The 22157-nt window shown below is 61.8% G+C and carries 22 protein-coding genes and 1 pseudogene; 11 read left to right on the top strand and 12 right to left on the bottom strand.

The features are described from left to right. Positions 1-99: 99 nt before the first annotated feature. Positions 100-378: pseudogene (locus tag EGM97_RS24045) on the top strand (type II toxin-antitoxin system RelE/ParE family toxin). A gap of 15 nt (positions 379-393) precedes the next feature. Beyond that, on the top strand, positions 394-681 hold the full coding sequence (locus tag EGM97_RS24040; protein ID WP_238962546.1) for a HigA family addiction module antitoxin: 288 nt from the start codon (positions 394-396) through the stop codon (positions 679-681). 6 nt (positions 682-687) lie between these two features. Here EGM97_RS24040 and EGM97_RS24035 read toward each other — a convergent pair whose 3' ends face one another. Both EGM97_RS24035 and EGM97_RS24030 read right to left on the bottom strand, forming a co-directional pair. Further along, entirely contained in the window at positions 688-1254 is a 567-nt protein-coding gene (locus tag EGM97_RS24035) for a DJ-1 family glyoxalase III (protein ID WP_238962547.1), read from the bottom strand. 72 nt (positions 1255-1326) lie between these two features. Then, entirely contained in the window at positions 1327-1782 is a 456-nt protein-coding gene (locus tag EGM97_RS24030) for a DUF4879 domain-containing protein (protein ID WP_238962548.1), read from the bottom strand. 204 nt (positions 1783-1986) lie between these two features. On the opposite strand from EGM97_RS24030, the gene EGM97_RS24025 reads away from it, so the two are divergent. From EGM97_RS24025 to EGM97_RS24010, 4 genes are all read left to right on the top strand, one after another. Continuing rightward, entirely contained in the window at positions 1987-3282 is a 1296-nt protein-coding gene (locus tag EGM97_RS24025; RefSeq protein ID WP_238962549.1) for an NCS2 family permease, read from the top strand. Next, a complete protein-coding gene (gene trmA / locus EGM97_RS24020; RefSeq protein WP_238962550.1) occupies positions 3279-4358 on the top strand; it encodes a tRNA (uridine(54)-C5)-methyltransferase TrmA in 1080 nt (359 codons plus the stop codon). Before EGM97_RS24025 ends, trmA begins: the two co-directional genes overlap by 4 nt. 332 nt (positions 4359-4690) lie before the next feature. Next, a complete protein-coding gene (aroQ, locus tag EGM97_RS24015) occupies positions 4691-5131 on the top strand; it encodes a type II 3-dehydroquinate dehydratase (protein ID WP_238962551.1) in 441 nt (146 codons plus the stop codon). Further along, positions 5131-5988, top strand: coding sequence for a shikimate dehydrogenase (locus EGM97_RS24010; RefSeq protein WP_238962552.1), 858 nt, complete (start codon positions 5131-5133; stop codon positions 5986-5988). The genes aroQ and EGM97_RS24010 overlap by 1 nt, the downstream gene beginning before the upstream one ends. Before the next feature lie 122 nt (positions 5989-6110). Here EGM97_RS24010 and EGM97_RS24005 read toward each other — a convergent pair whose 3' ends face one another. Further along, on the bottom strand, positions 6111-6788 hold the full coding sequence (locus EGM97_RS24005; protein WP_238962553.1) for a TetR/AcrR family transcriptional regulator: 678 nt from the start codon (positions 6786-6788) through the stop codon (positions 6111-6113). Positions 6789-6890: 102 nt separating this feature from the next. Then, positions 6891-8792, bottom strand: a complete 1902-nt coding sequence (gene quiC, locus EGM97_RS24000) for a 3-dehydroshikimate dehydratase QuiC (protein ID WP_238962554.1) — start codon at positions 8790-8792, stop codon at positions 6891-6893. Positions 8793-9063: 271 nt separating this feature from the next. On the opposite strand from quiC, the gene EGM97_RS23995 reads away from it, so the two are divergent. Next, the gene (locus EGM97_RS23995; RefSeq protein ID WP_477788865.1) at positions 9064-10398 is read left to right on the top strand and encodes an MFS transporter; all 1335 of its coding nucleotides are present in this window, start codon (positions 9064-9066) and stop codon (positions 10396-10398) included. Positions 10399-10580: 182 nt separating this feature from the next. Here the strand turns inward: EGM97_RS23995 and EGM97_RS23990 are convergent, their stop codons facing one another. Then, a complete protein-coding gene (locus tag EGM97_RS23990) occupies positions 10581-11459 on the bottom strand; it encodes a DMT family transporter (RefSeq protein WP_238962555.1) in 879 nt (292 codons plus the stop codon). Positions 11460-11656: 197 nt separating this feature from the next. Between EGM97_RS23990 and ypfJ the strand changes: the two genes are divergently transcribed. Together ypfJ and EGM97_RS23980 are read left to right on the top strand one after the other, a co-directional pair. Then, positions 11657-12541: a KPN_02809 family neutral zinc metallopeptidase gene (gene ypfJ, locus EGM97_RS23985; RefSeq protein ID WP_238962556.1), complete on the top strand. Its 885-nt coding sequence runs from the start codon at positions 11657-11659 to the stop codon at positions 12539-12541. Next, positions 12542-13489: an alpha/beta fold hydrolase gene (locus EGM97_RS23980; RefSeq protein WP_238962557.1), complete on the top strand. Its 948-nt coding sequence runs from the start codon at positions 12542-12544 to the stop codon at positions 13487-13489. It begins immediately after the preceding gene. Between the two features lie 132 nt (positions 13490-13621). Here EGM97_RS23980 and EGM97_RS23975 read toward each other — a convergent pair whose 3' ends face one another. The 3 genes from EGM97_RS23975 to EGM97_RS23965 all read right to left on the bottom strand — a co-directional run bounded on the left by EGM97_RS23975 (position 13622) and on the right by EGM97_RS23965 (position 15755). Next, positions 13622-14215, bottom strand: coding sequence for an HAD family hydrolase (locus EGM97_RS23975; protein WP_238962558.1), 594 nt, complete (start codon positions 14213-14215; stop codon positions 13622-13624). Further along, a complete protein-coding gene (gene tesB / locus EGM97_RS23970) occupies positions 14212-15081 on the bottom strand; it encodes an acyl-CoA thioesterase II (protein WP_238962559.1) in 870 nt (289 codons plus the stop codon). Before tesB ends, EGM97_RS23975 begins: the two co-directional genes overlap by 4 nt. 104 nt (positions 15082-15185) lie before the next feature. Next, positions 15186-15755: a GNAT family N-acetyltransferase gene (locus EGM97_RS23965; RefSeq protein WP_238962560.1), complete on the bottom strand. Its 570-nt coding sequence runs from the start codon at positions 15753-15755 to the stop codon at positions 15186-15188. Positions 15756-15827: 72 nt separating this feature from the next. Between EGM97_RS23965 and EGM97_RS23960 the strand changes: the two genes are divergently transcribed. Both EGM97_RS23960 and EGM97_RS23955 read left to right on the top strand, forming a co-directional pair. Then, entirely contained in the window at positions 15828-16748 is a 921-nt protein-coding gene (locus EGM97_RS23960; RefSeq protein WP_238962561.1) for a histone deacetylase family protein, read from the top strand. 277 nt (positions 16749-17025) lie between these two features. Then, a complete protein-coding gene (locus tag EGM97_RS23955; protein ID WP_238962562.1) occupies positions 17026-18273 on the top strand; it encodes a TIGR03862 family flavoprotein in 1248 nt (415 codons plus the stop codon). A 66-nt stretch (positions 18274-18339) separates the two neighbouring features. Here the strand turns inward: EGM97_RS23955 and EGM97_RS23950 are convergent, their stop codons facing one another. The 4 genes from EGM97_RS23950 to EGM97_RS23935 form a co-directional block, all read right to left on the bottom strand. Further along, positions 18340-19677: an RNA helicase RhlE1 gene (locus EGM97_RS23950; protein WP_238962563.1), complete on the bottom strand. Its 1338-nt coding sequence runs from the start codon at positions 19675-19677 to the stop codon at positions 18340-18342. Between the two features lie 58 nt (positions 19678-19735). Next, complete coding sequence (gene yedA / locus EGM97_RS23945; protein ID WP_238962564.1) at positions 19736-20629, bottom strand: drug/metabolite exporter YedA; 894 nt, start codon at positions 20627-20629, stop codon at positions 19736-19738. Between the two features lie 296 nt (positions 20630-20925). Continuing rightward, entirely contained in the window at positions 20926-21537 is a 612-nt protein-coding gene (locus tag EGM97_RS23940) for a 3'-5' exonuclease (RefSeq protein WP_053151713.1), read from the bottom strand. A gap of 22 nt (positions 21538-21559) precedes the next feature. Further along, entirely contained in the window at positions 21560-22039 is a 480-nt protein-coding gene (locus tag EGM97_RS23935; RefSeq protein WP_053151716.1) for a LabA-like NYN domain-containing protein, read from the bottom strand. Positions 22040-22157 lie beyond the last annotated feature (118 nt).

Raw genomic sequence — 22157 nt, 5'->3', positions numbered from 1 at the left:
TGAAAAAGCCCTACCAAGCGCAGAACGCACAAATCTGTCGGGCGCGAGCGGTATATAGATACCGCACCAGGTGTAATGTATCGCCTTACACTCAATTCCATGATTAAATCCTTCCAGCACAAAGGCCTCAGGATCTTTTATGAAACGGGTTCGACCCGTGGCATCCGGGCTGACCATGAAAACGCCTGGCTCGCATACTCCAGTTCATGGACAGGGCGCAGGTCCCGAACGACTTGGATATCCCTGGGTGGCGACTGCATCCACTCAGAGGGGAACTCACCGAATACTGGTCACTGAGCGTTTCGGGCAACTGGCGAGTTATTTTTTCGCTTCATCGGATCCGATATCGAACTGGTCGATTATCTGGATTACCACTGATCAGGAGGCTGGAACATGCCCATGCACAATCCGCCACACCCTGGCGAAACGCTGCTGATGGACGTGTTGCCTGAATTAGGCATCACAGTCACGGAGCTGGCACGACACCTTGGCTTCGCCCGGCCTCACCTTTCGCGGGTACTGCACGGCCATGCGCCAATCAGCCCTGATCTGGCGGTGCGCCTTGAGCGTGCCGGGATTGGCAAGGCCAGGGTTTGGCTGGGCGTCCAGACAGACTATGACTTGTGGCAAGCCGAACAGCGCGAACAACCCTATATCGAACCGTTCCTCCAGCACGCCTGATCGCTGTCAGGCCAGCAACTCCGCCGCCACCACAGCCCTCACCCCCTTGCCGCTGAGTTGCTCCACCAGCGTCAGGGCGAATGCCAGGGCGGCGGCCGAGCCTTGGGCGGTGATGCAGTTGCCATCCACCACCACCGGCTGGTCGACGAAGGTGCAGCCGGAGAGTTGCTGACTCACCGCGGGCAGGCAGGTCATGCGTCGCTGGCGCAGTACGCCGAAGGCTTGCAACGCCAGCGCAGGGGCTTCGCCAATGGCAGCGAAGTAGCGACCCGCGGCGGCCTGATCCTTGATCAATTGCTGCAACGGCTGATGAGCCGCCAGGTGCTGGGCGCCGATGATGCCGCCGGGCAGGACGATGAGGTCGAAATCCTGCACCAGCACATCCACCAGCATGCCATCGGCGGTCAACCGGGTGCCGCGGGCACAGGTGAGCATGCGCCGTCCTTCGATGCTCGCCACGACCACTTCGACCTGGGCCCGACGCAGCACATCGATCAGGGTGACGGCTTGCAGGTCGTCGACCCCTTCGGCGACGGTAATCAGGACTCGGGCAATCTTGGTTCCAGGAATCATGGTGACTCTCCGCTGCATGACTTCTGAAAGCCTAGACAGGTTTGCCGGATCGCGTCCTGCCGGTTGCGCGGCTTACTTGATATACAACTGGGTCGACATACGATTGCCCGGAGCATTGATCGAGACGTTGCTGAAGCTGAAGGTGCCCTCCTGCTTGCCTTTCAGGTCGAAGATGTACAGATAGCCGACCACCCGGGTCTGGGTGGAGCAGTCGTTGAGATTGCCGTTGCTGTACGCACAGACCGGCGAGCGGGTGCCATCGACCTCGAATCCGTCCAGCGTGACGTGGGGCTCGCGGCCGTAGCCGACTTCCAGTACGTAGACCTTGATATTCGGGCCACTGTGGTCACAACGGGTCTGGGACTGCCCTTGGACAATGTCTTCGAAGCCACAGGCCGGCGACTCGACCTTGAGCACCTTGACCTCGCTCAAGGGTGCGGCTGACGCGGCATTCGCAGCCTGCCCGGGCAAGCAAAGGCCCAGTATCCAGCCCACGACAGCCGCCAGCGTTTTTTTCCTGCACTGCATAAAGACCTCCCATGACCGCGCGCAGTATGGCCCAGTTGTTGCCTGGGCAAAACATCGGCGACGATCGCAGCCACAACGCCATGCTACTGGTATGATGCGCGGCTTTTTCCGACCCACAGTAAATTCCCGGGCGCCGCTGGCGCGCTGTGCTTTGCTGTTGAGGTCGATACATTCACGGCGCCCGGCGCGCCACGGGGAGCAGACATGCTGGAAAGGCTGTTTCAACTCAAGGCACACAACACCAACGTGCGGACCGAGATCCTGGCGGGCGTCACGACGTTCCTGGCCATGGCCTACATTTTGTTCGTCAACCCGAGCATTCTCGGCGAAACCGGCATGGACAAGGGCGCGGTGTTCGTCGCCACCTGCCTGGCGGCGGCCATCGGCTCCACGGTGATGGGCCTGATCGCCAACTACCCGATCGCACTCGCACCGGGCATGGGCCTGAACGCCTTCTTCACCTACACCGTGGTCCTGCACATGGGCCATACCTGGCAAGTGGCGCTGGGGGCGGTGTTCGTGTCCGCCGTGCTGTTCTTCCTGCTGTCGATCTTTCGTATCCGTGAGTGGATCATCAACAGCATCCCGCTGCCCCTGCGCTCGGCCATCGCCGCCGGTATCGGCCTGTTCCTGGCGCTGATTGCCCTGAATAACGCCGGCATCGTGGTGAAAAACCCGGCGACCATGGTCGGCCTCGGTGACTTGAAACAACCGGCGCCGATCCTCGCGACCCTCGGCTTCGTCCTGATCGTTGCCCTGGAAGCACTAAAAGTGCGCGGCGCGGTGCTGATCGGCATCCTGGCGGTCACCGTCGTGTCGATCCTGATGGGCTTCACCCCGTTCGGCGGCATTCTTTCGACGCCACCGTCCCTGGCCCCGACCTTCCTGCAGTTGGACATCAAGGGCGCCCTGGACATCGGTCTGGTGAGCGTGATCTTCGCCTTCCTGTTCGTTGACCTGTTCGACAACTCCGGCACCCTGATCGGCGTCGCCAAACGCGCCGGGCTGATGGGCAAGGACGGGCACATGCCGAAGATGGGCCGTGCGCTGATCGCCGACAGCACCGCTGCCATGGCCGGCTCGCTGCTGGGCACGTCCACCACCACCAGCTACATCGAATCGGCGGCGGGCGTCAGCGCTGGCGGCCGCACCGGCCTGACGGCCATCGTCGTGGCGATCCTGTTCCTGCTGGCGTTGTTCTTCTCGCCACTGGCCGCCAGCGTCCCGGCCTTCGCCACCGCGCCGGCCCTGCTGTTCGTCGCCGTGCTGATGACCTCGGGCCTGGCGGAAATCGACTGGGACGACATCACCGTCGCCGCCCCGGTCGTGATCACCGCCCTGGCGATGCCGTTCACTTATTCCATCGCCAATGGCATCGCCTTCGGCTTCATCGCCTGGACCGCCATCAAACTGGTGTCCGGTCGTGGCCGTGAGCTGAACCCGGCGCTGGTCATCCTGTCGATTCTGTTCGTGATCAAGTTGGGTTGGTTCAACGCATGACTTTCGATTCCCAGGCCTACGCCGCCCAGCTCCAGGACAAGGTCGCACGCTTGCGCGACCTCTTGGCTCCGTTCGATGCACCACAGCCTGACGTCTTCGACTCGCCACTGGAGCACTTTCGCCTGCGGGCCGAATTCCGCCTGTGGCGCGAGGCCGGCGAGCGGCATTACGCGATGTTTTCCCAGGACGACAAGCGCACCCCGATTCTCATCGAGCAGTTCCCCATCGCCAGCCTGCGCATCAACCAGTTGATGCCGCAGCTCAAGGCCGCCTGGCAGGCCAGCGCGCCGCTGAGTCACAAGCTGTTCCAGGTGGAATTCCTGACCACCCTGGCCGGCGATGCGATGATCACCCTGTGTTATCACCGCCCGCTGGATGAGCACTGGCACGCTGCCGCCTCGAAGCTGGCAAGTGACCTGGGCGTGCACATCATCGGCCGCTCCAAGGGCAAGCGCGAAGTGATCGGCCACGATTACGTGGTGGAAAAACTCGAGGTCGGCGGCCGTACCTTCAGCTACCGCCAGCCGGAAGGCGCCTTCACCCAGCCCAACGGCACGGTGAATCAGAAAATGCTCAACTGGGCTTACGAAGCGCTGGGTGATCGTAGCGATGACCTGCTGGAGCTGTACTGTGGCAACGGCAACTTCACCCTGCCCCTGGCGACCCGAGTACGCAAAGTGCTGGCGACCGAAATCAGCAAGACTTCGGTGAACGCGGCGCTGAGCAACCTCAGTGAAAACGCGGTGGATAACGTGACGCTGGTGCGCCTGTCGGCCGAAGAACTGACCGAAGCCCTGAACGAAGTCCGTCCGTTCCGCCGTTTGCACGGTATCGATCTGAAAAGCTACGCATTCGGCAGCGTCTTCGTCGACCCGCCCCGCGCTGGCATGGATCCGGACACCTGCGAGCTGACCCGGCGTTTCGACAACATCCTGTACATTTCCTGCAATCCGGAAACCCTCGCCGCCAACATCGCGCAACTGCACGACACCCACCGCATCACGCGCTGTGCGTTGTTCGACCAATTCCCCTGGACCCATCACATGGAATCCGGGGTGTTGCTGACTCGGCGGTAAGTCACTTCCAGGCAGCGCCCCCTCATCTGTGGGGAGGTTTTCTCTGTGGCGAGGGGATTTATCCCCGCTCGAGTGCGCAGCACTCGCAAATTCTCCGGCAATACCAATCTCAAGGGCTGCTTCGCAGCCCAGCGGGGATAAATCCCCTCGCCACTACTGTGCTGTCCCGCCGCAATCGCCCTTCTTGCCTCTTTAGTGACGAGCTGTTCGATCATCGAACACTTATTACCCACCGCTGTCGGCTTTGTTTGAAAAAATTAACCATCTAGTACAATTTATCTCCACCGGCTGGAACCAGCCGAAACCAACAATAAAATTGTGGAGAAACGGCAATGCCTCCAATCGTTCTGGTGCTCAACGGCCCGAACCTGAACCTGCTCGGCACCCGCGAGCCAGCGACCTACGGTCATGAAACCCTGGCGGACATCTCGGCGCTGTGCGGTCGCGCCGCTGAAGAACTCGGCCTGGCGGTGGAATTTCGCCAGACCAACCAGGAAAGCGAGTTGATCGACTGGATTCACGGCGCCCGTGGCCGGTGTGCCGGGATCGTCATCAACCCGGCGGCCTGGACCCACACATCGGTGGCGATCCGCGATGCGCTGGTGGCGAGCGAAGTGCCGGTGATCGAAGTCCACCTGTCGAACGTCCATGCGCGCGAGACGTTTCGCCATCACTCCTTCGTCTCCTCTATCGCCATCGGCGTCATGTGTGGCTTTGGCAGCCATGGTTATCGCCTGGCCCTTGAACATTTCAGTCAGCGGTTGAAGGGTTGATGAGCATGCCGAAAACCACTGTGCTTGCCGGCCTGATCGGTGCGGGCATCCAGGCGTCCCGAACGCCTGCCCTTCATGAACACGAAGGCGATGCCCAGGGCATGCGCTACCTCTATCGCTTGATCGACCTCGATACGTTGAAACTCGACAGCAGCGCCCTGCCCGACTTACTGAAGGCCGCCGAGCGCATGAGCTTCACCGGCCTGAACATCACCTTCCCCTGCAAGCAGGCCATTATCCCGCTGCTGGATGAACTGTCCCCCGAAGCCCGTGGCATCGGTGCGGTCAATACCGTCGTACTCAAGAATGGCAAACGCGTCGGTCATAACACCGACTGCCTGGGGTTCGCCGAAGGCTTTCGCCGTGGGCTGAGCGATGTTTCGCGCAGGCACGTGGTCCAGATGGGCGCCGGTGGTGCTGGCGCGGCCGTTGCCCACGCATTGTTGGGAGAAAACGTCCAGACACTGAGCATCTTTGATGTCGAGGTCAGCCGTGCCGAAGCGTTGGCGAATAACCTGAACCAGCATTTCGGGGCCGGCCGCGCCCGGGCCGGGCATGATCTGGCCAGCGCCATGGCCGAGGCGGACGGCCTGGTGAACACCACCCCCATGGGCATGGCCAAGCTGCCCGGCATGCCAGTGCCGGTCGAATTGCTGCGGGGCGAGTTATGGGTCGCCGAGATCGTTTATTTCCCACTGGAAACCGAACTGCTGCGCAATGCCCGGGCCTTGGGCTGCCATACCCTGGACGGCGGCCACATGGCGGTGTTCCAGGCGGTGAAGGCATTCGAACTGTTCAGCGGCATAGCACCGGATGTGCAACGGATGCTGGAGCATTTCCAGCACATGAATCACTGAATTTGAAACATTCCCCTGTGGGAGCGGGCTTGCTCGCGAATGCGATCTGACAGTCAACCTCTATGGCGACTGTCCAGGCCCTTTCGCGAGCAAGCCCGCTCCCACAGAGGCTTGAGCTGTGTTCAGGCCTGCAGGTAGCGCAACACCGACTCGCAGACCATCTCGCGATGCCGCTGCTTGATCGCCTCATCCGACAAATCGATCTGGAAAATCTCGCCGAACGTCTGGCGGTTGGACACGCGATAGAAGCAGAACGAACTGATCAGCAAATGCACGTCCAACGGCTTGAGGCCGGCGCGAAAAACACCGGCCTCGACCCCCCGTCGCAAAATCACATCCAGGGCATCGAGGATCGTGTTGGTCATCGCCTTGATCGCCCCTGATTGCTTGACGTACTCGGCGTTGTGGATGTTCTCGATGCAGACGATGCGCACGAAATCCACGTTTCGGTCATGGTGGTCGAATGTGAACTCCACCAGGCGCCGGATCGCGTCGACCGGCGCCAGCTCCGCCAGGTGCAGGCGGCTCTCGGTGTTGCGGATATCGCCGTAGAGTTTTTCCAGCACCTCGATATACAACTGTTCCTTGCTGCCGAAGTAGTAGTAGATCATGCGCTTTGAAGTGTGGATGCGCTCGGCGATGGCGTCGACCCGGGCACCGGCCAGGCCTTGCTGGACGAACTCGACGATGGCTTCCTGAAGAATGTTCTCCCGGGTTTTCTCCGGGTTGTTCTTGCGACTCTTGCGCGGCGCGGCAACAGGTTCGTCGACGGCGGCGGACAGTTCTGGATTCATAGTCATTGCGGGCTCACGGCCATCACTGCACAGGCGGGCGATTATGGGCCGCGCTGTGCAGTGAAGGAAGCCACAGAGTCGCCGTTTACCGCCGCGTTTACGATTTACCTACAACTTGGCGTGCCGCAAGCCGCCGCTGCGAGACTTCGCCATGGCCGCCAGCCGCACCGCGACGTTGGCCGCGCCGTACCCGGCATAGCCGTTCTTGCGTTGAATGATCTCGAAGAAAAACCGCCCTTCGAATGGCTCGGTGTAGACGTGAAATAATTCACCGCCCTGGGCGTCACGGTCGTACAGCACGTTGAAGTAGGCCAGCTCGCTGAGGAACTCGTCATCGAAGTCGAAACGCGCCGCCAGGTCGTCGTAATAGTTAAGCGGAATATCCAGCAACGGCACGCCGGCTTCCTTGGCGCGGCTGACCTGGGCAAAGATGTCATCACAATCGAAAGCGATGTGATGCACGCCCGAACCGCGATAACTCGACAGGGCGTGCGAGATCGCGGTGTTGCGGTTCTCGGAAATGTTCAGGGGCAGACGGATCGAACTGCAGCGACTGCGCAGCGCCCGGCTCTTGACCAGGCCATACGGGTCAGGCAACACCACTTCGTCGTCGGCCTCAAAATCCAACAGGCTTTTATAGAACAGCACCCAACTGTCCAGGCTGTCGGCCGGTAGCGCCATGGCCATGTGGTCGATGCGCTTGAGCCCGGCTCCGATGGCCGCGCCGGGCTGCAAGTTGAAATCGGTGCCATAGACGTCGGCCTCCTGGTCCACCAGGTAGATCAGGCTGCCGTCCGGGGCGCGCACCGCGGCCAGTTCCAGTTCGTTGGGCCCCACCAACCCGCGGTAGGGCTGGCCCTTATAGGCCACGGCCCGCTCCAGTGCGCTGGCGCTGCTCTTGACCCGCACGGCGGTGGCGCACAGCGACGGTCCGTGGGCTTCGAAGAAGCTGTGGGCAAAGGAATAGGGTTCGCAGTTGAGGATCAGATTGATATCGCCCTGGCGCAGCAGGCTGACGTTCTTGGAGCGATGCTCGCCGGCCTTGACGAACCCCAGTCGCTCCAGCCAGTGGGAGAGCCTGGCGCCCAGGTTGTCGTCCACGGCGAACTCGAGAAACTCGATGCCGTGGTATTCACTGGCCGGCTGCGTGGCAAACAAAATATCGGTGTTGGCCGCAGGCGCGGCTTCTTCGGCCAGGCGCTGGCGGGTCTTTTCTTCCAGATACAACAATGAGCGCAGCCCGTCGGCGGCGTTGGCCCGTGGAGGGGCGGCGCGGAAACCGTCGTTGAAGATTTCCAGCGACAGCGGCCCGGCATAACCGCTCTTGATGATCGGCGCCAGAAAGCCCGGCAAGTCGAACTCGCCCTGCCCCGGAAAACAGCGAAAATGCCGGCTCCACTCCAGCACATCCATGGCCAGGATCGGCGCGTCGGCCATCTGCACGAAGAAGATTTTCTCGCCCGGAATGTCGGCGATGGCACTCGGATCGCCATTCAGGGACAAGGTGTGGAAACTGTCGAGCAGCACACCCAGGCTCGGATGATCGGCCTGGCGCACGATGTTCCAGACCTGCTGGTACGTATTGACGTGCCGCCCCCAGGCCAGGGCCTCGTAGCCAATGCGCAAGCCACGAGCACCGGCCCGTTCGGCCAGCAACCGCAGGTCATCCACCAGAATCCGCTCGTCGCCCACGCTGTCGGCCGAGGCGTTGCTGCACACCAACACCAGGTCGGTACCCAGCTCCTGCATCAGATCGAACTTGCGTTCAGCCCGCTCCAGGTTGCGCGCCAGGCGATCGCGACGGCAGCCTTCGAAGTCACGAAACGGCTGGAATAACGTAATGACGATGCCCAGGTCGGCGCACATCTGCCGGATTTCCCGAGGGCTGCCGTCGTAATAGAGAAGATCGTTCTCGAAGATTTCCACGCCGTCGAAACCGGCGGCGGCAATGGCTTCGAGTTTTTCCGGCAGGGTACCGCTCAAGGATACGGTGGCAATGGAACGCTGCATGACTTCGGCTCCCGGGACAGGCATCGGCTACAGAAGGTGCGCCGCTTTTGAAAGATTGAGCCGATTATTGGGTTGCCGGTTTCTTTGGGCAATTTAATATGTACCATCCAGTTAGTTTTTTGGGCGATTATCGAACATAAAGGCCGATTGCCGAATTGACGATTTTTTGTCCACTGCGCACCATCGGCCCCACATTGATGCAGGCCAAACCACCGGCACCAATGGATGAACCCCCGATCACCCATAAGAATTTCAAAAACGGGTACACGTTATGAATCTTTCCCAAAGCTCTCCCCTGACGCCCGGCATGGGTGCCACCACTGGCGGCATCGGCGACAAAATCCGCGGCGCCATGGCCGTGGGCAAGACCCGTTGGGGCATGCTCGCACTGGTGTTCTTCGCCACCACCTTGAATTACATCGACCGCGCCGCCCTGGGTGTCATGCAGCCCATCCTCGCCAAGGAAATGAGCTGGACGGCGATGGACTACGCCAACATCAACTTCTGGTTCCAGGTCGGCTATGCGGTTGGCTTCGTGCTGCAAGGGCGGCTGATCGACCGGATCGGCGTCAAGCGCGTCTTCTTCTGTGCCGTACTGCTCTGGAGCCTGGCGACCGGTGCCCATGGCCTGGCCACATCAGCAGTGGGCTTCATGGTCTGCCGCTTCATCCTGGGACTGACCGAAGCCGCCAATTACCCCGCCTGCGTGAAGACCACGCGGCTGTGGTTCCCGGCGGGCGAACGGGCCGTGGCCACCGGCATTTTCAACGCCGGGACCAACGTCGGCGCGATGTTCACGCCGATGCTGCTGCCTCTGGTTCTTCAGGTGTGGGGTTGGCAGGCGGCGTTCCTGTGCATGGCCGCGCTGGGCGGGATCTGGTTGCTGTTCTGGGGCCTGAAATACTTCAACCCGGAAGACCATCCCACCGTCAAACAATCGGAACTGGACTATATCCAGGGCGAAAGCGAACCGGACCAGGCCCGCGTGCCCTTCTCCCGGATCCTGCGCATGCGCGGCACCTGGGCCTTCGCCCTGGCCTATTCGATCACAGCGCCGGTGTTCTGGTTCTACCTCTACTGGCTGCCACCGTTCCTGAACCAGCAATACAACCTGGGCATCAACGTGACCCAAATGGGCATCCCGCTGATCATCATCTACCTCACTGCCGACTTCGGCAGCGTGGGCGGCGGTATCCTTTCTTCGTTCCTGATCGGTCGCGGTCTGAATCCGATCAAGGCACGGCTGGTCTCGATGCTGCTGTTCGCCTGCTGCATCATCGGCGTCATCCTGGCGGCTGGCGCCAGCAACCTGTGGATGGCGGTGTTCGCGATCTCCCTGGCCATCGGCGCACATCAGGCCTGGACTGCGAATATCTGGAGCCTGGTGATGGACTACACACCCAAGCACATGATGAGCACGGTGTTCGGCTTCGGCGGCATGTGCGCGGCCGTCGGCGGGATGTTCATGACCCAGCTGGTGGGTCACATCCTGACCGTGACCAACAATAACTACACCGTGCTGTTCACCCTGATCCCGGCGATGTACTTCATCGCCCTGACCTGGATGTACTTCATGGCGCCGCGCAAGGTTCCAACGTTGGGCTGAAATAGTCAGTTCGCGCGGACACAGCATGACTGTGGTGGCGAGGGGATTTATCCCCGCTGGGCTGCGAAGCAGCCCCAGGAACTAAAAGCGCGGTGAATCGGATTCAATGCATTCCTATAGCTTTTGGGGGCTGCTTCGCAGCCCAACGGGGATAAATCCCCTCGCCACATAGGTTAGTCGCCTTATTTGCGTCGCTGCTGCCACGCGGCGGCCAATCCGCTGAGACAGATCAGCACGATACCCAGCACCGTGGTCAGGGTCGGCGTGTGGCTGAACAGCAGCCAGCCCAGCAACCCGGCAAATACGATCTGGCAATACCCGAACGGCGCCAGCAGCGCCGGGGCGGCAAAGCGGAACGCCTGGGTCAGCATCAAATGCGCCGTCATCCCGCAGGCCCCCAACGCCAACATCATCGCGCCATGGACCAGGGTGGGCACCTGCCAGAAGAACGGCACCAGCGCGCTCATCACCAAGGTATTGCACAGGCCGGCGAAAAAATTGCTGGTGGTCGGACTGTCGATTTCACTGAGCTTGCGCGTGAGCAACTGGTAGAAGCAGAAAAACAGCGCTGAACAGAACGGTAGCAACACGGCAGGCGTGAACAGATCTCCGCCGGGATGGACAATGACCAACACCCCGATGAAGCCAAAGATCACTGCCACCCACTGACCCCGTGTCACTTGCTCACCAAGCAGTGGTACGGACAGCGCGGTGACCAGCACGGGAGCCAGGAAGTTGACCGCCGTGGCCTCGGCCAACGGGATATACATCAGCGCCGTGGTGAAGAACAGGCTGGTGCCCAACAGGCACAACGCCCGCGCCAGTTGCCACAGCGGGCGCTTGGTACGCAGCACCCGCAACCCGGAACGGGGCAGGAAAATGCCCGCCATCAACAGCGTATGCACCACATAACGGGCCCACACCACCATGATGATCGGATAGAAACCCGAGAGGTATTTTGACAAGGCGTCGTGACTGGAAAAGAGGAACGTCGCGAAGACAATCAGCAGGATGCCCTTGAAGGCCTGGTTGACGCCGGAAAGCGGGGTGCTGACAGTCATGTAAAAATCCCGAAACCTGCCCACCTGACAGGTCGCCAAGTGATCGAACGAAGTCTAATGCAAAATCCGGACGCGCTGACGGATTCGTGGTCGATGAACCAAAACCGGTAACGATTGCCTGAAAGCTCAGAGGAGAACTGGCGACAATCTTGCCAAGGGACAACACTCTTCACACGGTCAATTCAGAGGATTCCCACATGCTATGGAAAAAAGGTCGCCGCAGTGACAACGTGGTGGACGCCCGTGGTGATGCGGGAGGTGGTGGGGGAATGCGCTTCGGCGGCGGCAAGGGCTTGAGCCTGACGGCTGTCCTGCTGATCGTCGGCATTGGCTGGATCACCGGTCAGGACCCCATGCAGATTCTCGGACAACTGGCCGGACAGATGGACCAGAGTGCGCCCCCCTCCTCCCAGACCCGCCAGGCCCCGCCCGCGAACGATGAACAGGCCGAGTTCGTGCGCTCGATCCTCGGCGATACCGAAGATACCTGGGGCCAGGTATTCCAGCAGGCCGGACGACAGTATCAGCAACCCAAACTGGTGCTGTTCAGCGGTCGGGTCAATTCCGCGTGCGGCCTGGCGTCTTCGGCCACCGGCCCGTTCTATTGCCCGGCGGACCGGCAGGTTTACCTGGACATGAGTTTCTTCAAGGAAATGTCCCAACGCTTCGCCGCCGCCGGCGACTTCGCCCAGGCCTACGTCATCGCCCATGAAGTCGGGCACCACGTGCAAACGCTGCTCGGCGTCTCAGCAAAAATCCAGGAGGCTCGCCAGCAAGGTCGACAGATGGAAGGCGACGGCGGTCTGCTGGTGCGCCAGGAATTGCAGGCCGATTGCCTGGCGGGCGTCTGGGCCAACCATGCGCAGAAACGCTTGAACTGGCTGGAGCCGGGTGACGTTGAAGAAGCCCTGAACGCCGCCAATGCCATCGGCGACGACCGCTTGCAGCAACAGGGCCAGGGCCGCGTGGTGCCGGATTCCTTCACCCATGGCACATCGGCGCAGCGGGTGCGCTGGTTCAAGGCCGGCTTCAGCCAGGGCCAGGTCAGCCAGTGCGACACCTTTGCAGCGAAAAACCTGTAGATGAAGTGGGCAGCGGTGATTGCGCTGGTGCTGTGCGGCACCGTCGCCCAGGCAAACGAACAGGGTGTGGCCGTCGTCGCCCAAGGGCGGCTGCAACTCAAGGGCGGCGCCATGGCCGTCGCCGTGAGCCCACCCCCGGCATCGATCCAACGGGTGCTGATCGTCCTCCACGGTCGGCTGCGCAATGCCGAGACCTACCTGCACAGCGCAGAGAAAGCCACCGAGCAGGCCGGCCAACAGGCCACGACGTTAATCATCGCCCCGCAGTTTCTCAACGAACAGGACGTGGCGCGCCACTCACTGGGCAGTGACCTCCTGCGCTGGCAGGGCAATGATTGGATGGCCGGCGCTTTATCCACCGGGCCGCAGCCGGTCAGCTCTTTCCAGGTGCTCGACGACATCGTCGCCCGGGTCAGTGATCGACAGCAGTTTCCCGACGTGAAGGACATCGTCATCGCGGGCCATTCCGGCGGGGCTCAAGTGGTCCAGCGCTATGCCTTGCTCGCCCATGGCCAGTTCCGGATCAACCCACGCTTCGTCGTGGCCAACCCGTCCTCCTACGCCTATTTCGATGCCCAGCGGCCCATGGCGTTCGACCCGGCCAGCTGTCCCGGCTTCGATCGTTGGAAATACGGCCTGCAACACCTGCCGGCTTATGCCGCCGGGCTGACGCCTGTTCAGCTGGAAAACAATTACATCAAGCGCGACATCGTCTATCTGCTGGGGCAGCAAGACGTCGACCCTGAACATCCGGCGCTGGATAAAAGCTGCGAGGCACAGGCCCAGGGGCCATATCGATTACTGCGCGGGCGTTTCTTTTTCGACTACCTGACCCGGCGCCATCCCGAGGGACTGAATCAGCGGCTGATCGAAGTGCCGGGGGTGGGGCATGATGGGGATGGGATGTTCAATTCGGCCGAGGGATTGAAGGTTTTGTTTGGTCAATGAGCGTTGTGTCGACTGGGCTGGCCTCATCGCGAGCAGGCTCGCTCCCACAGTTGACCGAGTCGCTTCAGATGGAATGCGATCGAAGGTGGGAGCGAGCTTGCTCGCGATGAGGCCAGCCCGCCAAACACCCCTTCAAGCCAAAAGCATCCGCCGCAACTCGCCACAATCGCGCGCATGCCAGTCCGTCAGCTCCGGCCATGGATTGTCCGGCAGGTTGACCAGCACCGTCCGGGCGCCGGCCGCACGACCACAGTCCAGATCGAAGCGGTAGTCGCCCACCATCACCATCGACTCGGGCGCCACATTCCAGGCTTCGGCCAGTTTCAACAGGCCACCGGGATGCGGTTTGGGCGGGGCTTCGTCACGGCCGAGCACGTCCTCCACGGCGAAACAATCCGCCAGGCCGATGGCTTCGAGGGTCACATGGGCCAGCTCCCGGGCGTTGCGGGTCAGGATCCCCAGACGGTCACCACGCCCGGCCAGTTCGCGCACCAACTCGACGGCTCCCGGTGCGGGCCGGGAACCGAGGGCCAGGTCGCGCTCGTGCTCCAGCAGCCAGGCGTGCTTGGCCGCCGCTTCGTCTGCCGGCAACGCCGCCAGGTGGGTCAGTATGTCGTCTTCGGGCGGGATCGCCAGGGCCACGCGGATCGCCGCGAAATCATGCACGGCGATGGTCAGCGTGCCATCCATGTCGAATACCCAGTGCCGTACATCCGTCAGGCTCATGCCCAATCCTTGCGATGGCGGATCAGGCCTTCCTGGGTCACCGACGCCACCAGTTGCCCGGCACGGTTGAACACGCTGCCACGGGAAAACCCGCGGGAATTACCGGCCCAGGGGCTGTCCATGGCATAGAGCAACCAGTCATCGGCGCGCAGGTCGGCGTGGAACCACAAGGCGTGATCAAGGCTGGCAACCTGCATGTCCTTGTGCCACACCGATTTGCCGTGAGGCAGCATCGAAGTGGTCAGCAGACCGAAGTCCGACGCGTAGGCCAGCAGGTACTTATGCAGGGCCGGCGAATCCGCCAGGGCGCCATCGGCGCGGAACCACACGTATTTGATCGGATCGGCCGGTTGCGGGTTGTAGGGGTCCTTTTCCGTGACCGGGCGCACCTCGATCGGCTTGGGGCACAGCAGTTTTTCGCGCATGTGCTCGGGCAACAGGTGCGCCCGCTGCTGGGTCAGCTCCAGCTCGGACGGCAGGTTCTCCGGCCCGACCACCTGAGGCATCGTGCTCTGGTGCTCGAAACCCTGCTCGTCGTACTGGAACGACGCGCTGCACGTGAAGATCGGATGACCCTTCTGAATCGCGGTGACCCGCCGAGTGCTGAAGCTGCCGCCATCACGCACCCGATCCACCTGATAAACCACCGGCAACGCCGCATCGCCGGGGCGCAGAAAATAGCCGTGCATCGAATGCACATGACGCGCCTCTTCCACGGTCTGGCTCGCCGCCGACAGCGACTGGCCCAGCACTTGGCCGCCGAACAGCTGGCGGAACCCCAGGTCCTGGCTACGACCGCGGAACAGGTTCTCTTCGATCGGTTCCAGGGTCAGCAGGTCGACCAGATCTTCCAACACGTGGCTCATTTAAGACTTTCCTCACACAGCACATACCGCGCAGTCGGTGCTGCGGCGGCGGATCGATTGTTGGCCCAGGCCACTCTGGCGGGCATTGTAAACGTCCGTGTCGGCTAACCGTGCAGGGTTTCCAGCCACTGCTCACGATTGATGCGATAGAGCACATGGTGACGCAATGGATGACCGACGGCGAGTTTTGGATGCTCGAAATCGTCGTCCGGGTCATGGTGCATGCCAATGGCCTGCATGACTTTTTGCGATGGCAGATTATCGACGGCGGTAAACGCCACCACTTCCTCCAGCCCCAGGCGGTCGAACCCGCACCGCAGCGCCGTCCATGCAGCCTCACTGGCATACCCCAGGCCCCAATGCTCCCGGGCCAGGCGCCAGCCAATCTCGATGGCAGGCGTGAAATGTGCGTCGAACCCGACCACGCCCAGGCCGGTAAAGCCGATAAAGGTACCGGTATCCTTGCGCTCCAGCGCCCACAACCCAAAGCCGTGCTCGGCGAAATGGCCTCGCACACGCCCGATCAGCGCGGCGCTTTCCAGTCGACTCAGGGGCGCCGGGAAATAACGCATCACCTGCGGATCGGCGGACATGGCCGCGAATTCAGGCAGATCCTCGTCGCGCCATTGCCGCAACAGCAGGCGCGGGCTTTCCAGTTCAAGTATCAGCTCCATCTTCACTCCCTTTCCATCCCCAAAGTCTACATCGCTGGTAGGATTCGTTGCTCAATTGCCGCTGAAATCACCATGCCGCTACCGCTTATCTACCACGAAGACTACAGCCCCGAATTCCCGGCGGACCACCGTTTCCCCATGGACAAATTCCGCCTGCTGCGCGATCACTTGGTGGACAGCGGGTTGACCCGTGACGCGGACCTGTTGCGCCCTTCCCTGTGCCCGGCCGAGATTCTCGCCCTGGCCCATGATGCCGCTTATATCGAACGCTACATGGGCGGCGAGTTGTCCCGCGAAGATCAACGGCGCCTCGGCCTGCCCTGGAGCGAAGCCCTGGCCCGCCGAACGGTACGTGCCGTGGGCGGTTCGCTGCTGGCAGCCGAGCAGGCGCTGCAACACGGGCTGGCCTGCCATCTGGCCGGCGGCACCCATCACGCCCATTACGACCACCCTGCCGGGTTCTGCATCTTCAATGATCTGGCAGTCATCAGCCGGTATTTCCTGGCCAGCGGCCGCGTCTCGCGGGTGCTGATTTTTGATTGCGACGTGCACCAGGGTGACGGAACGGCCCGAATACTCCATGACACTCCGGATGCAGTGACAGTTTCCCTGCATTGCGAAAAGAATTTTCCCGCACGCAAGGCCCAAAGCGACTGGGACATCCCGCTGCCGATGGGTATGACGGATGCCGCTTACCTGAAGGTGGTGGACGATGCCCTCAACTACTTGCTGCCGCTCTATCAACCGGACCTGGTGCTCTACGACGCCGGGGTCGATGTGCACAAGGACGACGCCCTCGGCTACCTGAAGCTCACCGATGAAGGCCTCGCAGCCCGGGACGAAAGCGTCATGCGCCACTGCCTGGGCCGCGACATTCCGGTGGTCGGGGTGATCGGCGGCGGCTACAGCAAGGACCGCAAGGCCCTCGCCCGGCGTCACGGGATCCTGCACCACAGCGCACAAAGGATCTGGGTGTCATCAGGTTGTCATTGAAACCTGGGTGCGTTACCCACAATGACTGTGGAGCGGGCTGTGGATAACCTGAGCGAAACGGTCTGGAGCCCAGGCCGGCCATAGCTTGCAGAGGCCTGATTATTTTTTAGCCACATCGAAAGAACAACATTCCCCTTTGGGGGAGCGAGCCTGCTCGCGATAGCGGAGTGTCAGGCGACATATTCATCTCTGATAGATCGCTATCGCGAGCAGGCTCGCTCCCACAGGAATATGTACTGATAGAATGCCGCGCTATTCCTCGCGTGCAGTTCATACGATGCCTCCAACAGCCCTGCCCCATGTTCCCAATGTCGCCATCATCGGCGGCGGCCCTGCCGGCCTCATGGCAGCGGAAGTCTTGAGCCAGGCCGGGGTCCGGGTCGACCTGTACGACGGCATGCCGTCAGTGGGCAGGAAATTTCTGTTGGCCGGTGTCGGCGGCATGAACATCACCCATTCGGAACCCTTCCCGGCGTTCCTGTCCCGCTACGCCGAACGCGCACCGAACCTCGCCCCACTGCTGCGAGCCTTCGGCGCCGATGCGTTATGCACATGGATTCACGGCTTGGGCATCGACACTTTTGTCGGCAGCTCGGGCCGGGTATTCCCGACCGACATGAAAGCCGCCCCATTGCTGCGCGCCTGGCTCAAACGGCTGCGGGATGCGGGGGTGGCAATCCATACACGCCATCGCTGGCAGGGCTGGAACCCCGACGGTAGCCTGCGAATCGCTAGCCCGGACGGCGAAATCACGCGGCGGCCCGACGCGACGCTGCTCGCGTTGGGCGGTGGCAGTTGGTCGCGCCTGGGCTCCGACGGCGCCTGGATGCTGCCCCTGGAACAACACGGCGTCGCCCTGGCGCCGTTGCAACCCAGCAACTGCGGATTCGACGTGCCGGCCTGGAGCGATCTGATGATCAGCAAGTTCGCCGGCGCCCCACTGAAAAACATCGCCATCGGCCTCAACGATGACGTGCCACGCCTCGGCGAATGCGTGCTGACCGCTACCGGCCTGGAGGGCAGCCTGATTTATGCCCTGTCGGCATCGATTCGCGAAGCCATCAACCGAGATGGCCATGCGACGGTTCACTTGGATCTGTTGCCGGGCCGGCCTGTGGATAAAGTTTTCCAGGCCTTGAACAAGCCCCGCGGCTCACGCTCGATGGCCAAGCACCTGCACAGCCAGTTGGGGATCGATGGGGTCAAGGCGGCGTTGTTACGCGAGCAGACATCCGCCGACTGTTTCGCGAACCCGACGCAGCTGGCCCGGGCGATCAAGGCATTGCCGATCACACTGGTGAAAACTCGCCCGTTGGACGAAGCCATCAGCAGCGCCGGCGGCGTGGTTTTCGAGGCCTTGGACGAACGCCTGATGCTCAAGCAGATACCCGGCGTGTTCTGCGCCGGGGAAATGCTGGACTGGGAAGCGCCGACCGGTGGCTATCTGCTGACCGCGTGTTTTGCCAGTGGGCGGGCGGCGGGGTTGGGGGTGTTGGAGTTTCTACGAAACAGCGGCAAGTTTTAAGCTGCAAGCGGCAAGTTGATTGCCGCACACAACTTGCCGCTTGAAGCTTGAAGCTTGCAACTGCCTTCAGGGCTTCCTCTTACGCGGCCCGGTATTGAACACCGGCACTTTTCGCACAGGCTTGATCGAAGGCTCCACCGGCGCCGCGTCGCCACTGTCGACCCACTTGCCCAGGTTGCGCTTGCCGCCACCACCCGTGGTCTTGGGCTTCTTCGGCTTTTTCGGTTTCTTGATGACCTGACCGCTGGCATCGGTATCCGGCACGCGGTGCTCAGGCTCGAAATCCTGTTCCATCTGCCGCGGCAAGGTCTTGCGGGTCAGCATTTCGATGGCGGACAGCAGGTTCACTTCATCGGCGCAGACCAGGGAGATGGCTTCGCCGGTGGAACCCGCCCGGCCGGTACGGCCGATACGGTGGATGTAATCCTCGGCAACGATGGGCAGATCGAAGTTCACCACCAGCGGCAAGTCTTCGATGTCCAGCCCACGGGCGGCGACGTCAGTGGCCACCAGGATCTGGATTTCACCGACCTTGAAACGGTCCAGTGCGCGTTGCCGGGTGGCCTGGGGCTTGTCACCGTGGATGCCGTCGGCGTTGACGCCCAGCCCCTGGAGTTTTTCCACCAGCGCATCGACGCCGTTGCGGGTCTTGGCGAAAACCAGCACCTGCTTCCATTTGTTCTTGCGCATCAAATGCACGAACAATTCCGGCTTGCGCTTCTTGTCCACCGTCACCACCCATTGCTTGACGGTATTGGCGGCCACGTTGCGCGGGCTGACTTCGATGCTCAGCGGATCGTTGAGCATTTGTCCGGCCAGCAAGCGGATCGCGTCGGAGAAGGTGGCAGAGAACAGCAGCGTCTGGCGCTTTTTCGGCAGCGCCTTGTAGATATTCGCCAGTTCCTCGGAGAAGCCCAGGTCGAGCATGCGGTCGGCTTCGTCCAGCACCAGCGTCTGCAACTGGTTGAACTTCAGGGCGTTCTGCCGGAACAGGTCGAGCAGGCGGCCGGGCGTGGCGACCAGCAGGTCGACGCCCTTGCGCAGCTTCATCATCTGCGGGTTGATGCTGACGCCGCCGTACACCGCGTAGGTGCTCAACGGCAGGTTTTGCGCGTACTGGCGCACGCTTTCATGAACCTGCTCGGCCAGTTCACGGGTCGGTACCAGGATCAGCGCCCGGACGGAATTGGAAGCGACCTTCGGCCCTTCGGTGGTCAGCAACTGCAACAACGGCACCGCAAACCCGGCCGTCTTGCCGGTACCGGTCTGGGCCGCGGCCATCAGGTCGCGACCGGCCAGTACCGCCGGCATGGCCTGGGCCTGCACGGGGGTCGGGGTCTGGTAGCCGAGCGTCTCGAGGGCGCGCAGCAAGGGTTCGATCAGGCCAAGGGTGGCGAAAGTCATGGGAATACCGTAGGAAAAATCAGCGCAAGGTGTGCAATGCGCGGCAGTTTACCTCAAATCAGGCCACGGGCTTGGGCTTGCGCCACTGCGGCAGCCCGATCAACACCACGGCACTGATGATGACCAGCATTGCCAGGGCCTCTTCGACGCCGATGGTTTCACCGGCGAACACGATCCCCAGCAACACCGCTACCGCCGGGTTGACATAGGCATAACTGGTGGCCGCCGCCGGACGCACATGCTTGAGCAGGTACATGTAGGCGTTGAAGGCAATGATCGAACCGAAGAAGGTCAGGTAGGCCAGGGCGAACCAGCCTTCGAACGCAGGCATGCGTTCCAGGTGCTCGCCACTGGCGAAGCTGCCGATCAATAGCACCACACCGCCCACCAGCATCTCCACGGCACTGGCCATGGCGCCCGCCGGCAGCGGCAGGTGCTTGCTCAGCACGGAACCGAACGCCCAGGACGCCGCCGCAAATACCAGCAAGGTCGCACCCAGGGGACTGGATTGCAGGTTGGAGCCCAGGTTGAGCATGGCGATACCGATCAGCCCCAACACAATCCCCGCCCATTCCAGGCGCGTATTGCGCGCGCCCCAGAAGTAACCACAGAGCAAGGTAAACAAAGGCACCGTCGCCACCGCCAGCGCCGCCACGCCGGACGCCACGCCGGTGTGTTCCGCGACGCTCACCGCGCCGTTACCAAAACTGAGCAACAACACGCCGATGAGCCCGGCGGCCTTCCATTGCGCCCAGGTCGGTGCCGGCGCGCCCCGCCAGCGCAAAAAGCCATACATCAGCGAGCCAGCCATCACGAAACGAATGCCCGCCAGCAACAACGGCGGCCAATGCTCGACACCGATGCGAATCACCAGGTAGGTGGAACCCCAGATGACATACAAGGCGAAAAAGGCAGCGATCAACGGCAAAGGAAAACGGCGTGGGCCAGGCATGGTCAGCTCGAAGTCAGGACAGTAGAGAGAACGCTATTCTAAAAAGGCGACGAACGGAAAATAAGCTACAAAACCTGTTTATCCGGCCCATACACTTTTCAGCAAGCCTTCGATCGTGCTGTCCCGCGTCATTGCCGTTGGGGCAGTTGGAAGGCAATGGCAAATAATCGGTTCAAACCGATCAAACCTGTGGGAGCGAGCCTGCTCGCGATAGCGGTGTATCAGAAGACGGATAGGTTGCCTGACACTCCGCTATCGCGAGCAGGCTCGCTCCCACCGGGAAAATTGCGTGACATTCAGCCTTCGCGATAGCGCTTGAGGTGCTCGCCGATCTTCGCCGCCGGCACTTTCTGCAAACTGCACAGCAAATCATGGGACAACGCCTGCACCCCATGCGTTTGCCGCAGTTCGGACGCCAGGTGCGCCGTAAGGTTGGCGGCCATTTCGGCGTCGGCCATGGCCCGGTGGGCCTGGCCGGTGTGGGGCAGGCCGGCGTAGGTGTTGAGAGTGCCGAGCTTGTGGTTCGGTGCCGCTGGCATCAGGCGCCGCGCCAGCAGCAACGAACAGGCAAAATTCTGCAGCCGGGTACGCTTGATGCGGCCCAGTTCAAAATCCCAGAACTTCTGGTCGAACGCAGCGTTATGAGCCAGCAACGGCGTGATGCCGACGAATTCGTTGACCTCGTTCATCACCCGCTCAGCCGGGGGCGCACTGCGCAGCATGGCATTGCTGATGCCGGTCAATTGCTCGATGAAGGCCGGCACGCGCACGCCGGCATTCATCAGGCTCTGGTAACGGTCGACAATCTGCCCACGCTCAAGGATCACCACGGCGATTTCCGTGGCCCGGCAACTGCTGCTGGGGGTGATGCCGGTGGTTTCAAAGTCGATGACTGCGATGCGTTCCAAACCTGTCTGAACTCCGTAACGATCAATTCTTGAGCAGCAGCGCGCCTTCGATGGGCACGTAGCGGCTGGCGGCGCGAATCAGCGAGTTGGCGGTCAGCCCCGGCACGCCGTAAGCCACCGCCTGTACACCGTGCTTGGCGATGATGCGCTCAAGCAACATGTCGAAATCGCCATCACCGGACGCCAATACTACTTCGTCGACATGATCGGCGGCGTCCATGATGTCGAGCGTGATACCCACATCCCAATCCCCCTTGGCCGAGCCATCGCTGCGCTGGATGTAGGGCTTGAGCTTCACGGTGAATCCCAGGTTGCGCAGGATCTGCTGGAATTGCTGCTGCTTGCTGTCGCCGCGGTCGATGGCATAGGCATAGGCCTCGACGATCTGCCCCTGCTTGCTGACATCGGCCCACAACGCCGCATAGTTGAAGTGACAACCATAGGCCTGGCGCACGGTGTAATAGAGGTTCTGGACATCGGCGAACACTGCGATTTTCTTCACCGCGGTTCCTCTTGAATGCACAAGCGCGCAGGCTCTGGGTCAGGCCACCGGGCCCGAAAGGCGCCCAGTATGCCAGCCCAGTGGATCGTTCCGCGAATAATCGGTCCGAGGCGCCTGG

It is taken from the genome of Pseudomonas sp. AF32 (assembly GCF_022342325.2).
Taxonomy (GTDB): domain Bacteria; phylum Pseudomonadota; class Gammaproteobacteria; order Pseudomonadales; family Pseudomonadaceae; genus Aquipseudomonas; species Aquipseudomonas uvaldensis.
Note: the sequence above shows the minus strand (reverse complement) of the source record. Positions and strands in the feature narration are given on the sequence as shown.

What these genes read in the sequence shown, in the direction of transcription:
- EGM97_RS23995 (WP_477788865.1), top strand. Translation starts at nt 9,064, where the DNA reads ATGAATCTTTCCCAAAGCTCTCCCCTGACGCCCGGCATGGGTGCCACC.
- EGM97_RS24025 (WP_238962549.1), top strand. Translation starts at nt 1,987, where the DNA reads ATGCTGGAAAGGCTGTTTCAACTCAAGGCACACAACACCAACGTGCGG.
- EGM97_RS23990 (WP_238962555.1), bottom strand. Translation starts at nt 11,459, where the DNA reads ATGACTGTCAGCACCCCGCTTTCCGGCGTCAACCAGGCCTTCAAGGGC.
- EGM97_RS23980 (WP_238962557.1), top strand. Translation starts at nt 12,542, where the DNA reads ATGAAGTGGGCAGCGGTGATTGCGCTGGTGCTGTGCGGCACCGTCGCC.
- EGM97_RS23950 (WP_238962563.1), bottom strand. Translation starts at nt 19,677, where the DNA reads ATGACTTTCGCCACCCTTGGCCTGATCGAACCCTTGCTGCGCGCCCTC.
- tesB (WP_238962559.1), bottom strand. Translation starts at nt 15,081, where the DNA reads ATGAGCCACGTGTTGGAAGATCTGGTCGACCTGCTGACCCTGGAACCG.
- trmA (WP_238962550.1), top strand. Translation starts at nt 3,279, where the DNA reads ATGACTTTCGATTCCCAGGCCTACGCCGCCCAGCTCCAGGACAAGGTC.
- EGM97_RS23965 (WP_238962560.1), bottom strand. Translation starts at nt 15,755, where the DNA reads ATGGAGCTGATACTTGAACTGGAAAGCCCGCGCCTGCTGTTGCGGCAA.
- ypfJ (WP_238962556.1), top strand. Translation starts at nt 11,657, where the DNA reads ATGCTATGGAAAAAAGGTCGCCGCAGTGACAACGTGGTGGACGCCCGT.
- EGM97_RS24010 (WP_238962552.1), top strand. Translation starts at nt 5,131, where the DNA reads ATGAGCATGCCGAAAACCACTGTGCTTGCCGGCCTGATCGGTGCGGGC.
- EGM97_RS24040 (WP_238962546.1), top strand. Translation starts at nt 394, where the DNA reads ATGCCCATGCACAATCCGCCACACCCTGGCGAAACGCTGCTGATGGAC.
- EGM97_RS23955 (WP_238962562.1), top strand. Translation starts at nt 17,026, where the DNA reads ATGCCTCCAACAGCCCTGCCCCATGTTCCCAATGTCGCCATCATCGGC.
- EGM97_RS24030 (WP_238962548.1), bottom strand. Translation starts at nt 1,782, where the DNA reads ATGCAGTGCAGGAAAAAAACGCTGGCGGCTGTCGTGGGCTGGATACTG.
- EGM97_RS23975 (WP_238962558.1), bottom strand. Translation starts at nt 14,215, where the DNA reads ATGAGCCTGACGGATGTACGGCACTGGGTATTCGACATGGATGGCACG.
- quiC (WP_238962554.1), bottom strand. Translation starts at nt 8,792, where the DNA reads ATGCAGCGTTCCATTGCCACCGTATCCTTGAGCGGTACCCTGCCGGAA.
- yedA (WP_238962564.1), bottom strand. Translation starts at nt 20,629, where the DNA reads ATGCCTGGCCCACGCCGTTTTCCTTTGCCGTTGATCGCTGCCTTTTTC.
- EGM97_RS24035 (WP_238962547.1), bottom strand. Translation starts at nt 1,254, where the DNA reads ATGATTCCTGGAACCAAGATTGCCCGAGTCCTGATTACCGTCGCCGAA.
- aroQ (WP_238962551.1), top strand. Translation starts at nt 4,691, where the DNA reads ATGCCTCCAATCGTTCTGGTGCTCAACGGCCCGAACCTGAACCTGCTC.
- EGM97_RS24005 (WP_238962553.1), bottom strand. Translation starts at nt 6,788, where the DNA reads ATGACTATGAATCCAGAACTGTCCGCCGCCGTCGACGAACCTGTTGCC.
- EGM97_RS23960 (WP_238962561.1), top strand. Translation starts at nt 15,828, where the DNA reads ATGCCGCTACCGCTTATCTACCACGAAGACTACAGCCCCGAATTCCCG.